The following is a 12232-nucleotide window of genomic DNA, read 5'->3' as shown; positions in this document are numbered from 1 at the left end:
CTGCTCAGGACACGATGTCCTTGCGGGAGAACCCGCGGAACGCGAGCGCGAACAACACCAGCGCGTACGACACCGACACCGCCGCCCCCTTGATCATCCCGCCCCACTCCAGCTGCGGCTGGAGTGCGTCCGCCCAGGCGAACTGCCAGTGCGCGGGCAGGAACTCCCGCCAGGATCCGAGTGCCGTCACCGCGTCCAGCACGTTGCCGACGATCGTCAGGCCGACCGCCCCGCCCACCGCACCCAACGGCGCGTCCGTCCGCGTCGACAGCCAGAACGCCAACCCGGCCGTGACCAGCTGCGACACGAAGACGAACGCCACCACCAGGGCGAGGCGGGGCACGGTGTCGGCCGCGGCCAGCGAGCCGCCCGTGGGCAGTTTCAGCGGACCCCACCCGTAAGCGGCCGTGCCCGCCGCCAGCGCCACCACCGGCAGCAGTACCATCGCCGCCAGGCTGAACCCCAGCGCCACCACCAGCTTGCTCCACAGCAGCCGGGACCTCGGTACCGGCGAGGCAAGCAGGTAGCGCAGCGAGGACCAGCTCGCCTCGGACGCCACCGTGTCCCCGCAGAACAGCGCCACCGGGACCACCAGCAGGAAGCCCGCCGAGACGAACAAGCAGGTGGCCGCGAAGTTCGCAGCCGAGGCCGTCGCCGTGTCGATCAGCGTGATGCGGCTGTTCGCCCCGCCCCGGCGGCCCTCCGGGCCGCCGCCCACCGCGAACGCGACGATCATGATGAGGGGCAGCGCGGCCAGCACCCCGCCCATCACCAGGGTCCGCCGCCGGCGCCACTGCCGCAGCGCCTCGACGCGCAGCGGTAGCGTTCGGCTCGCCCGGTAGCCGACGGCCACTCCTGTCACGGCGCTCACGCCGAACCTCCGATCAGGGTGAGGAACGCGTCTTCCAGGCGGCGGTGCGGCCCCACCCCGGACACCGGCACTTCCAGCCGTACGAGGTCGGCGACCAGTTCCGCGGCCGTCGCCCCCTCCAGTCGCACCAGCAGTCCGTCGTCGGCCGCCGTCACGCTGCCCACTCCCTCCAGCGCGGCCACCTTCCCCACCGTCCCTTCGCCCACCGGTCCGGCCAGCGTCACCATCAGCACGTCTCCGCCGCCCGTGATCTCCGCGACCTCGCCCGCCTGCACCAGCCGCCCGCGGTCCATGACCACCAGGTGGGTGCACGACTGCTCCACCTCCGACAGCAGGTGGCTGGAGACGATGACCGTCCGTCCGCCCGCCGCGTACCGGATCATCACGTCCCTCATCTCCCGGATCTGCGGCGGGTCCAGACCGTTCGTCGGCTCGTCGAGGATCAGCAGGTCCGGCATGCCGAGCATGGCCTGCGCGATCGCGAGCCGCTGCCGCATTCCCTGCGAGTACGTGCGCACCGCGCGCTCCAGCGCGTCGCCCAGCCCGGCGATCTCCAGAGCCTCCGTCATGTGCGCGTCCTCGGCCGGACGTCCGGTGGCCTGCCAGTACAGCTCCAGGTTGGTCCGCCCCGACAGGTGCGGCAGGAAACCGGCCCCCTCGACGAAGGCCCCCACCCGCGACAGCACCGGCGCACCGGCCCGTACTGCGTGCCCGAACACCCGGACCTCCCCGGCGTCGGGCGAGATCAGCCCCATCAACATCCGCAGCGTCGTGGTCTTCCCGGCGCCGTTGGGCCCGAGCAGCCCCAGGACCTGTCCCTTCTCCACCCGGAACGACAGGTCCCGCACTGCGTACCGGTCCTGTGCCTTCGCGTACCGCTTCGTCAGACCGGTGATCTCCAGGGGTACGTCGGCCAGTGCGGGGTCGGGGTGCGGTGCGCCGCCCCGCACCCCCGCGCTCTCCCGGCCCGTCCTGCGCAGCCCCAGCAGTGCCGCGGCCAGCAGCGCCGCGCCCAGCGGCAGACCCCAGGTCCACGCGGGCAGGCCTGCCGAAGCCGTCCGCACCCCGTTCGCCACCGGGACGGCCAGGCCGCCTTGCACCGCGACCGAGTAGGTGGCCGGTGCGGACGGGGAGGCGTAGCCGAGGTCGGTGGCCGCGACCACGAGCCGCAGCCGGTGTCCAGCCTCCACGGCGTGGTCGACGGCGGGGAGCCGCAGCTCCACCACCGCCCCCTGCTGCGCGTTCTCCACCCGCAGCGGGGCGACCAGCTGACTCGGCAGCACCGCCTGCCGTCCGTCGGGCCCGACGTCGTACACCTTGCCGAACAGGACGGCCGAACCGTCCGCAGCCGTCGACCTCACCTTCAGGGTGACGGTCGGCGTCCCGGTGATCCGTACCGCCTCGGCCAGCGGCTCCGATTCGAACCGGGCGTACTGACCGGGGAAGTCCAGCGAGAGCCCGGCCCCGAAAGCGGCGAGCTGCCCGCCGATCCCCGGCAGTGAGGACAGGGCGGGCGGCGCGCCGCCCGCCGGATTGGCGAAGCCCTGTTCCCGGCCGGTCAGGGCGAACTGCCGGGGGCCCGCACGGAGCCCGGGGTACTTCTCGCCGCTCGCGCCGCGCAGCTGTACCGCCCCGTCGGTGGAGTCGATGCCGCCGGAGCGCGAGACGCGGAAGGCCGGGCCGGTGTCCGTCCCCCCGTCGCCCTTCAGGTAGCGGTCGAACCAGGCGGTGACCCGGGCCTCGACCCGGCCGGACTCGCGCATTCCGCCGTCGTGTCCGCCGGCCGCCCAGTCCACGGAGACGGGTGCGCCGTTGGCCGCGACGGCCTCGGCCATCGCATCCGCCTGGTCCAGCGGGAAGAGGGAGTCGTCCTGACCCTGCACGATGAGGGTCGGCACCTTGATCCGGCCCCCGACCGCCGACGGGCTGCGCGCCTCCAGCAGGGCACGGGCCTCGGCGTCGGGCTTCCCGGCGACCGCGACCCGCTCGTACATCGCGCACAGTTCCGGCTGGAACCGTCCGCAGGCCGTGCCGGTCGTGCTGCCGGGGGCAGCTCCGGCAGCGCTGCCGGGGGCGCTCGCGCGGTCGGCGGGCAAGGCCTGCGGCTGCATCCCACCGGCCGAACCGGTGGTGAAGAACAGCCCCGCCCACAGCTTCTTGAACACTCCCTGAGGGAAGAGGGAGTCCGCCAAGTTCCAGTACGTGATCTGGGGGGCGATCGCGTCGACCCGCCGGTCGTAGCCGGCGGCGAGCAGCGCGACCGCCCCGCCGTACGAGGCTCCCGCCACGCCGACACGCGGATCGCCATCCCCGTCGAGCTGCACCTCGGGCTGCTGCGCGAGCCAGTCGACGAGCCGGGACACGTCCTTGACCTCGTGCTCGGGATCGTTCAGCCCGATCTGCCCGCCCGAGCGGCCGAAACCGCGGGCCGACCAGGTCAAGACGGCGTACCCGTCCCGGGCCAACCGCTCCGCCTGCGCACGGACGTCGTCCTTGCTGCCGCCGAAACCGTGTCCGAGGAGCACGGCGGGCCGCTTCCCCGAGCTGCCCGCAGAAGTGAAGTACGAGGTGTCGATCCCGGCGCCGGGCATCTGCACCACGCGGTCCAGGCGGTGCACGGTGGGCGCGTCACCGGACGCGGCTGCCGTCCACGTACCGGCTCCCGCGACGACGGCGAGCGCGGCGACGCCCGCGAGCAGACGGCTCGGGCGGCGCCGCGGCAGCGGGAGCTTCGGTGATCGGAGCTTCATACGGGAACCCTAGACGGCGGGGCCCCGCACCCCGAGCGCCCCAAGGGGGAACCGCCCACCTCCTCAAGGACTACCCGGCCGGCCCGGCATACCGCACTTGCGGTACACGGACCCGACCTGCGCCGTACGTCGAGTGGCGGGAGGATGACGGCATGCTGCTGGCCGACGTCGCGCGCGTCTCCCGGGAGGTCGCCGAAACCTCCGCCCGCTCCCGGAAGACCGCCCTGCTCGCGGAGCTGTTCGCCGCCGCGCCCGCCGACGAGGTCGGCCTGGTGATCGCGTACCTCTCGGGACGGCTCCCGCAGGGCCGGCCGGGCATCGGCTGGCGCACCCTCGGCCAGCAGGTCGAGCCCGCCCAGCAGCCCGTTCTGACCGTCGGCGCCGTCGACGCGGCGGTGACCGAGCTCGCCGCCGTGGCCGGCACGGGCGCGCAGGCCGAACGCCGCCGGATCATCGACGCGCTGCTCGGCGCGGCCACCGAGCTGGAGCAGCGGTTCCTGCGCAGCCTGCTCTCCGGCGAGGTGCGCCAGGGCGCGCTGGACGCGGTGGCGCTGGAAGGGGTCGCCGCGGCGGCCGGGGTACCGGCCGCCGAACTGCGCCGGGCCGTGATGCTGGACGGCTCGCTGCCCCGGGTCGCCGCGGCCTTACTGACCGAGGGCGCGGCGGCGCTGCGCGCCGTCACCCTCCGCGTCGGGCAGCCCGTCCAGCCGATGCTGGCGAACACCGCCACGTCGGTGGCCGCGGCCCTGGCCGCTCTCGGGCCCTGTGCGGTGGAGGAGAAACTCGACGGGATCCGGGTCCAGGTGCACCGCGACGGTGACGACGTACGGGTGTACACGCGCTCCTTGGACGAGATCACCGACCGGCTGCCGGAAGTGACGGACCTGGCGCGGGCATTGCCGGGCCAGCGGTTCATCCTCGACGGCGAGGTGATCGGGGAAACGGCGGACGGCCGTCCGGTGCCCTTCCAGGAGGTCGCGAGCAGGGTCGGCTCGCGGGTCGACGTGCAGGCCGCCCGGCGGACGCTACCCGTCGTCCCGTACTTCTTCGACGTCCTGGCGGCGGGGGACGAGGTACTGCTCGACCTCCCGGTCCGCACGCGGTACGCCGCGCTGGTGGCCCTGGTGCCGGAAGCCTCCCGGGTCCGCCGGCTCGTGATCGAGGACCCGCAAGCCCAGGCCGCGGAGGCCGAGGAGTTCTGGGCCGAGGCCCTACGGCGCGGCCACGAGGGTGTGATGGCCAAGGCCCTGGACTCCGGGTACGCCGCCGGGCGGCGCGGCAAGCACTGGCTCAAGGTCAAGCCCGTGCACACCCTGGACCTGGTCGTGCTCGCCGTCGAACGGGGCCACGGCCGGCGCACCGGCATGCTGTCGAACCTGCACCTGGGCGCGCGGGCCGCCGACGGCACGTACGCCATGCTCGGCAAGACCTTCAAGGGGCTCACCGACGAGATGCTGCGCTGGCAGACCGACCGCCTGCGGGCGCTGGCCGTGGAGGACGACGGCTTCACCGTCCGGGTCCGGCCCGAACTCGTCGTGGAGATCGCTTACGACGGCCTACAGCGCTCCCCGCGCTACCCGGCCGGGGTCGCGCTGCGCTTCGCGCGGGTCCTGAGGCACCGCCCGGACAAGAGCGCGGACCAGGCGGACACGGTGGAAACGGTGCTCGGCCAAGGCCGCGGCTGACTCCTTCGACGGCCCCGGTGGAGGAGGGTTTGCCTCAGAGGCAAGGCAAATTGCCAGAAAGGCAGGATTCTGAGTCAATCGGGGTATGACATCCGGTCCTGCCCCCGGCCCCGACGGCCTGGACGAAACGGTCGATCCAGCCCTCGGCGCCGATACCGACGCCGAAGCGGACGAGCTGCCCACCGTCGCCCCGCAGCTGCGTGAGCTGCGGCGACGCGCCGGGCTCACCCTGGAGGCCGCCGCCGCGCGGGCCCGGCTCTCGCCCGCGCACCTGTCGCGGCTGGAGACCGGGAGGCGCCAACCCTCCCTGCCCCTGCTGCTCGGGCTCGCCCGCACCTACGGTACGACGGTCTCCGAGCTGCTCGGCGAGACCCCCGCCGTCGCCGATCCCATCGTACGGGCGGGCGGACCCGGGGCCCGCGAGGCCGACGGGTGGACGTACTGGCAGGCCGGCGGCTCCGGCCGGGGGATGCAGGCGCTGCGCGTGCACGTCCCGCACGGCCGCAGCCAGGCCGAGCTGGTCCGCGTACATCCCGGTGAGGAGTGGCTCTACGTCCTCAAGGGGCGGCTCCGGCTGCACCTCGCAGAGGCCGAGTACCTGCTCGAACCGGGCGACAGCGCGCACTTCGACTCGCTCACCCCGCACCGGATCGGCGCGGCCACCTCGGGCGGCGCCGACCTGCTGTTCGTCCACACGCTGCTGCAGAGCAGCCTCGCCGGACTGTGCCTCGGCAGCAGCGGCGGCGGCGCAGGCGGCAGCGCGACCACCCACCACCGATAACCCAGGAGTCCCCTCGTGCGCATGCAGTCCAAGTTCCCGCGCGGCCTGATCGTTCGGCTGATCGCCTACTTGTTCGTCGGTCACCTCTTCGCCTTCTTCGTCTACCTCCTCTTCGTCCTGGGCGGTCAGAACCAATGACGGCCCCTGGAGCGGCCGGGGGAGATTTCCCCTCGCGGCTCTAGGAACCTGCAGGTCCTGTCGCTACCCTCCGCGCATGATTTCCACGGTTGTCTGGGGTACCGGCAACGTCGGCCGATTGGCCATCCGTGCCGTAGAGGCCCACCCGGCGCTGAAACTGGCCGCCGTCATCGTCCACCATCCCGAGAAGGTCGGCCGCGACGCCGGCCTACTCGGCGAACTCGACCACGACACCGGCGTCGCGGCCACCGACGACATCGAAGCGGTCCTCGCCGCCGGCCCGCAGGCCGTCGTCTACGCGGCCTCCGGCGACACCCGACCCGACGAGGCCCTCGCCGACATCACGCGGGCCGTCCGTGCCGGGGCGGTCGTCGTCAGCCCCGCCCTGTACCCGCTCTACGACCACCGCAACGCACCGCCGGAGTTCCGCGATCCGGTGGTGGCCGCGGTCGCGGAGGGCGGCGGCTCGCTGTTCGCCTCCGGTGTGGACCCCGGATGGGGCAACGACGTACTCCCGCTCCTGCTCAGCGGACTCGGCACCACCATCGACGCCATCCGCTGCCAGGAGATATTCGACTACTCCACCTACGACCAGCCGGACTCCGTCCGCTACCTCGTCGGCATGGGCCAGCCCATGGACTACGAGCCGATGATGCTCCTACCCTCCGTCCCCACCATGGTGTGGGGCGGGCAGGTACGGATGATGGCCCGGGCACTCGGCGTCCAGCTCGACGAGATCCGCGAGACGGTCGACCGCCGCGCCCTCGACGCCACCGTCCACACCCGCACCATGGGGGAGTTCGGAGCCGGCACCCAGGGCGCCGTCCGCTTCGAGGTGCAGGGCATCGTCGAAGGCGAACCCCGCATCGTCATCGAGCACGTCACCCGCATCCACCCGTCCTGCGCCCCCGACTGGCCGTCGCCGCCCGACGGTGGCGACGGCGCCCACCGGGTGGTCATCGAGGGGCGCCCGCGCATCGAGGTCACCGTAGAGGCCACCGACGAGGGCGAGAACCGCTCGGCGGGCGGCAACGCCACCGCCGTCGGCCGCCTGGTCGGCGCCATCGACTGGCTGGTGGAAGCCGAACCGGGCCTCTACGACGCCCTCGACGTCCCCCTGCGTCCCGCCATCGGCAAGCTCGGAAGGAAACAGTCATGAGGATCGACGTTCCCGAAGGTCAGCACCCGATCGAATACGTGTGGGGGGACCTGGTCCCCGGGATCGGGATGGCCGCCGCGAACTTCTCGTTGTCGGTGTACGCCCACACCACCCTGGGGCTACGCGAGTTCGAGGCCGCGCGGCTGCGCGTCGCGCAGATCAACGGCTGTGTGTTCTGCCTCGACTGGCGCACCGAGCGGGACGGGGAGAAGGTCGAGGAGGAGTTCTCCGACGCCGTTGCCGAGTGGCGCACCACGGACCGATTCGACGAACGCACCCGGCTGGCCGCGGAGTACGCGGAACGGTACACCCTCGACCACCACCACCTCGACGACGCGTTCTGGAACCGGATGACCGCGCACTACAGCCAGGTCGAGATCGTGGAGCTGACGATGAGCATCGGTTCCTGGCTGGCGTTCGGCCGGCTCAACCACGTGCTAGGGCTCGACAGCGTGTGCGTACTGCCGGGGCACTGAGGGCGGTGGGCACGGCGGACGCGGCAGGGGCGTCAAGCGGGTCGGGCGGGTCGGGCGTCAGGCGCGCCAAGGGGGCCGGGGCCGGTCGGTACGTTCCGACGGGCGGCCCCGGTCTCGGTGCCTGTCACCTACAGGTCGGTGGCGATGATCTTCTCGATGTTGCGCTCCGCGAGCGCCGTGATCGTGACGAACGGGTTGACGCTGGTGTTGCCGGGGATCAGCGCGCCGTCGATCACGTACAGACCGGTGTAGCCGTGCAGGCGCCCGTAGTTGTCGGTGGCCCTGTTCAGGACCGCACCGCCGAGCGGGTGGTACGTGAGGTGGTCGCCCCAGATCTTGTTGGTGCCGAAGAGGTCGGTCCGGTAGATCGTCCCCTCCTTTGAGTTGATCTTGTCGAAGATGGTCCTGGCCATGTCGATGGACGGCTGCTTCCACGCCGTCTGCCAGTTCAGCTCGACCGCGCCCGAGGCGGCGTTGTACGTGAACTCGGCGCGGTTCGGGTTCTTGGTGATCGACAGGTAGAAGGAGGCGTACGTCTCGATCCCGGTCGGTAGTGGCGCCACCTCGGCGAACGCGCCGCCCGCGTCCCAGTTGTCGATGCCCCCGCAGGGGATCGCCGCCTGGATCTTGCCCGTCGGGTCCCACATGTGGTTGGCCCGGCCGCACATGACGTTGCCGTTCTCGCCCCAACCCTTGCCGATCTCGTTGTTCAGGGCGGGCAGCGCGCCGGTGGCCTTCAACTTCACGAGCAGCTTGCTGGTGCCCACGCTGCCGGCCGCGAAGAACACCCTGTCAGCGACCACGGTCTTGGTGGCGGTGGTCTCGCCGGTGGTGCTGATCTGGTCGATGACGACGGTGTAGCCGCCGCCCGGCGCGGGGGAGACGGAAGTGACCTTGTGTAGCGGGGAGATGGTGACCCTGCCGGTGGCCCCGGCCTGGGCGAGGTAGGTCTTCTGCAGTGACTTCTTGCCGTAGTTGTTGCCGTAGAGGATCTCCCCGGCGACCGCGGACTTGGGGACGGTTCCGGCAGCCTCCTGCTTCATGTAGTCCCAGTCGTACACGTCGGGGACGAAGACGAAGGGGAAGCCGGAGCGCTGGGCGTGCTTGCGGCCGACGCGGGCGAACTGGTAGCAGTCGACCGCGTCGAACCAGGCCGGGTCGACCAGGCCGACGCCCAGCCCCGCATTGGCACGCGGGTAGTAGGTGTCGTACATCTCGTCAGCGTTCACCGAGGGGAGGACGGCGCCGAAGTTCGCGCGCTTCGGGGTGACCGCCATGCCGCCGTTCACCAGCGAGCCGCCGCCGACACCGCGGCCCTGGTACACGAGGATGCCGCCCATCTCCTCGGCATCCAGGATCCCGGTGTAGCGGGGGATGTCCTTGTCGAGCGGGAAGCCGAGGAAGTTGCTCAGGGGCTGCTTGGTCCTGGTGCGCAGCCAGTAGGAGCGCTGGTCCGGACTGGTCGTGTGGCAGAAGATCTTGCCGTCCGGGCCCGGAGTGTCCCAGGCCATGCCCATCTCGATCATGTGGACGTCCACGCCGGCCTGGGCGAGGCGCAAGGCGGCGACGGACCCTCCGTAGCCGGTGCCGACGACCAGGGCGGGCACGTGTGCACCGTTGTCGATCGGGCCCGCGGCCGACAGGGTCGGGCTGGCCGCCTGCGCCTGGGCCAGAGCCTGGTCCGGAGTGATCTGGCCTGCGAGGGCAGCAGCTCCCAGAATAGAACTTGTTCCTGCTATGAATCCACGGCGGGAGATCCCCTTGGATCCGTTTCCGTTCAGGGCTTTGTCGCCCATGTGATGTTCCTCACTCTCAATGGAATGGGAACGAGTTCTACTGCCATGCGCATACGAAGTCACTACATACGTCCAGAAAACTTTCGGCCGGTCACACCGCAGCGACGCCCGCGCCGCGGCGTCGGACCCAACCCGGGACCAGCAGGCACGCAACCGCGGCGAAGGTGCACCGGGTCGAAGCGAATTCCAGCCGCCACGGCGCTGAGCAGGCCAATGCCCCGGCGCCGAGCACCACGCCGAGCAGCCGCAGCCGCAGCCGCAGCCGCCGGTCTCCGGCGAGCAGCAGGGCGCCGAGCGTGGCGAACAGATAACCGGCGAGCACCAGCGGCATCCACGGAACATTCACGCCGTAACCGAGGGTGTGCCCCCGGATCTCGGCGGTCACCGGGCGGGTCGCGACCGGGAGCACCGGCAGGGCGATCACCGCCCACGCCGTGGTGGCCGGGCCGCTGCCGCCGCCCGCGTTCCAGACGGCGGCCTCCACCAGCTGGTGGGCGCCCAGCAGCAACGGCACCGCGGCGACGGGCAGATCGCGGGGTCGGCGCACGCGCGCCACGCACACGACCCCGACGGTGGTAATGACTGCACCCGCCGTCAGATCGGCCGTGGCGTTCCAGCGCATGGTTCCGTGTCGCCTACCCGGGCATGTGGGGGCCGGTGCCTGCCCGGCCTCGCATGCGGCGTAGGGGCCGGGACGTCGGACGGGTCGCTCCGCGGACGGCCCCCTCCCACCGTACGGGCGGAATCCGTACCTCCGCGCGGCGACCGCGGAGGCAGAACGGCACCGGCATCGGCATCGCCGGACCGGCGGGCCTGTGGACTCCGGGGGCGCGGCTGGGGCTGCGGCTACCAGGCTGGTGCCGTGCCGTGCCGTGCCGTGCCGGGCGCCGCGGGCCGGTGAACCTTCCGGTCACAGCACCGGGCGCGCGAGCGCGCGGCGCAGCCCGCCGGCCCGCCCGCACCGCTCACTGTTGTGCCGTCGTCGTCGGCGGTTCGAGCGGCGGGGAGGTCGTCGCGCAGTACGTACGGCACTGTGGGTGGCACGCCCCCGCCACGGGGGTGCGTACGGTTGCCCAGGCCACGACGGCGCCGAGTACCAGCACCGCTGCACACCACAGCATGGCCCGCCCGAAGGCGGAGTCGAACTCGGACGCCGAGCGGTACGCCTCCGGTCCCATCCCGGAGAGCAGCGGCAGCGCCGCCACCGCCAGCAGTCCGGCCGCCCGTGCGGCCGCGTTGTTGATGCCGCTGGCGAGGCCCGCCCGGCCCGGGTCCACCGAGGACAGTACGGTCGCTGTGAGCGGGGCCACCAGGGTCACCATGCCCATGCCCATCACGATCAGCGCCGGCAGGACGTCCCGTACGTACGAGGCCTGCGGGCCCACGCGCAGCATCAGCAGCACCCCGGCCGCGCACAGCAGCGGCCCCACCGTGAGCGGGATGCGCGGCCCGATCCGCTCGCCGAGGGCCCCCGACCGGGCCGACAGCAGCAGCATCAGCGTGGTGGTGGGCAGCAGCGCGGCCCCGGCCGCCAGCGCCGAGTATCCGCAGACCACCTGGAGCTGGAGCACGACGAGGAAGAAGAACCCGCCGAACGCCGCGTACACGCACAGGGTGACCAGGTTGACGGCGGTGAACTGTCGGGAGGCGAAGATGTCGGGCGGCACCATCGGATCGGCCCGGCGTCGTTCGACGTACACGAAGAGGGCGGACAGCAGGAGGCCGCCGACCGCCGCAGCGATCACCAGCGGGGACCCGGACCGGGCCTCGATCAGGGCGAACGTCAGCAGGGCGAGGGCCACCGCCCCCAGTGCGGCGCCGAGCACGTCGAACCGCCCGTGCGCCTGCGGGTCGCGCGATTCCGGTACGTGGCGCAGCGCGACGGGTACGCACAGCGCGGCCACCGGCACGTTCAGCAGGAAGATCCAGCGCCAGCCGGGTCCGTCCACCAGCCAGCCGCCCAGGAACGGTCCCACGGCCGCGCCCACTCCGCCGAACCCCGACCACAGTCCGATGGCCCGACCCCGGTCCTCGGCGGCGATCGAGCCCTGGATCAGCGCGAGTGAACCGGGCGTCAGCAGTGCCCCGCCGACGCCCTGAAGGGCCCGTGCGGCCACCAGGACCCCGGCGTTCGGGGCGATGCCGCACAGCAGCGAGCCGACCGCGAACCACATCACGCCGAGTACGAAGATCCGCCGCCGCCCGTACCGGTCGCCGAGCGCGCCGCCGACCAGGATCAGACCGGCGAGGGTCAGCAGGTACGCGTTGACGGTCCACTGGAGCGCGGCCAGATCGGTGTCGAGGTCCTCCCCGATGTGGGGGAGCGCGACGTTGACGACGGTGGAGTCGAGCAGGGCCATGGTCGACCCGAGCACGGTGGCGAGCAGGATCCACCGGCCCCGGGCGGACGCGAGCGCGACGTCGGGCGCGGCCGGACCGTTCGCCGGTGCCCCGGGCGCTGGATCGGTCATGCCTTCAGGCTGGCCCGTCCGGCCGGGGAGGGCCACCGGGCGCGCAGGATACGGCTCATTAGGCCCTCTTGTAATGGGCATGACGCCTCCTTCACCATGACCGCG

10 protein-coding genes are annotated in these 12232 nt (G+C 72.3%); 5 read left to right on the top strand and 5 right to left on the bottom strand.

Going from position 1 to position 12232, the window contains the following annotated elements; translation table 11 throughout:
* Positions 1 to 4: 4 nt before the first annotated feature.
* Positions 5 to 871 (bottom strand): ABC transporter permease, encoded by an 867-nt coding sequence (locus tag ABZZ20_RS20560; protein WP_356871465.1) that lies wholly within the window; start codon positions 869 to 871, stop codon positions 5 to 7.
* On the bottom strand, positions 868 to 3621 hold the full coding sequence (locus ABZZ20_RS20555; protein ID WP_356871463.1) for a CocE/NonD family hydrolase: 2754 nt from the start codon (positions 3619 to 3621) through the stop codon (positions 868 to 870). The genes ABZZ20_RS20560 and ABZZ20_RS20555 overlap by 4 nt, the downstream gene beginning before the upstream one ends.
* A 152-nt stretch (positions 3622 to 3773) precedes the next feature.
* Between ABZZ20_RS20555 and ABZZ20_RS20550 the strand changes: the two genes are divergently transcribed.
* The 5 genes from ABZZ20_RS20550 to ABZZ20_RS20530 all read left to right on the top strand — a co-directional run bounded on the left by ABZZ20_RS20550 (position 3774) and on the right by ABZZ20_RS20530 (position 7860).
* Complete coding sequence (locus ABZZ20_RS20550) at positions 3774 to 5306, top strand: ATP-dependent DNA ligase (RefSeq protein WP_356871461.1); 1533 nt, start codon at positions 3774 to 3776, stop codon at positions 5304 to 5306.
* Positions 5307 to 5391: 85 nt separating this feature from the next.
* On the top strand, positions 5392 to 6087 hold the full coding sequence (locus ABZZ20_RS20545) for an XRE family transcriptional regulator (RefSeq protein WP_356871459.1): 696 nt from the start codon (positions 5392 to 5394) through the stop codon (positions 6085 to 6087).
* A gap of 21 nt (positions 6088 to 6108) precedes the next feature.
* Positions 6109 to 6225: a DUF6126 family protein gene (locus tag ABZZ20_RS20540; RefSeq protein WP_356871596.1), complete on the top strand. Its 117-nt coding sequence runs from the start codon at positions 6109 to 6111 to the stop codon at positions 6223 to 6225.
* A gap of 76 nt (positions 6226 to 6301) precedes the next feature.
* Positions 6302 to 7384 carry a dihydrodipicolinate reductase gene (locus ABZZ20_RS20535; RefSeq protein ID WP_356871457.1) on the top strand — a complete coding sequence of 361 codons (1083 nt, stop codon included), beginning with the start codon at positions 6302 to 6304 and terminating at the stop codon, positions 7382 to 7384.
* Positions 7381 to 7860, top strand: coding sequence for a carboxymuconolactone decarboxylase family protein (locus ABZZ20_RS20530; protein WP_356871455.1), 480 nt, complete (start codon positions 7381 to 7383; stop codon positions 7858 to 7860). Before ABZZ20_RS20535 ends, ABZZ20_RS20530 begins: the two co-directional genes overlap by 4 nt.
* Before the next feature lie 128 nt (positions 7861 to 7988).
* Here ABZZ20_RS20530 and ABZZ20_RS20525 read toward each other — a convergent pair whose 3' ends face one another.
* The 3 genes from ABZZ20_RS20525 to ABZZ20_RS20515 form a co-directional block, all read right to left on the bottom strand.
* The gene (locus tag ABZZ20_RS20525; protein WP_356871453.1) at positions 7989 to 9656 is read right to left on the bottom strand and encodes a GMC oxidoreductase; all 1668 of its coding nucleotides are present in this window, start codon (positions 9654 to 9656) and stop codon (positions 7989 to 7991) included.
* A gap of 91 nt (positions 9657 to 9747) precedes the next feature.
* Complete coding sequence (locus tag ABZZ20_RS20520) at positions 9748 to 10278, bottom strand: DUF6629 family protein (protein WP_356871451.1); 531 nt, start codon at positions 10276 to 10278, stop codon at positions 9748 to 9750.
* 343 nt (positions 10279 to 10621) lie between these two features.
* Positions 10622 to 12127, bottom strand: a complete 1506-nt coding sequence (locus ABZZ20_RS20515) for an MFS transporter (RefSeq protein WP_356871449.1) — start codon at positions 12125 to 12127, stop codon at positions 10622 to 10624.
* Between the last annotated feature and the right edge of the window lie 105 nt (positions 12128 to 12232).

Origin of the sequence: Streptomyces sp. NPDC006430, from assembly GCF_040612395.1 — a bacterium.
Classification (GTDB): Bacteria; Actinomycetota; Actinomycetes; order Streptomycetales; family Streptomycetaceae; genus Streptomyces.
Note: the sequence above shows the minus strand (reverse complement) of the source record. Positions and strands in the feature narration are given on the sequence as shown.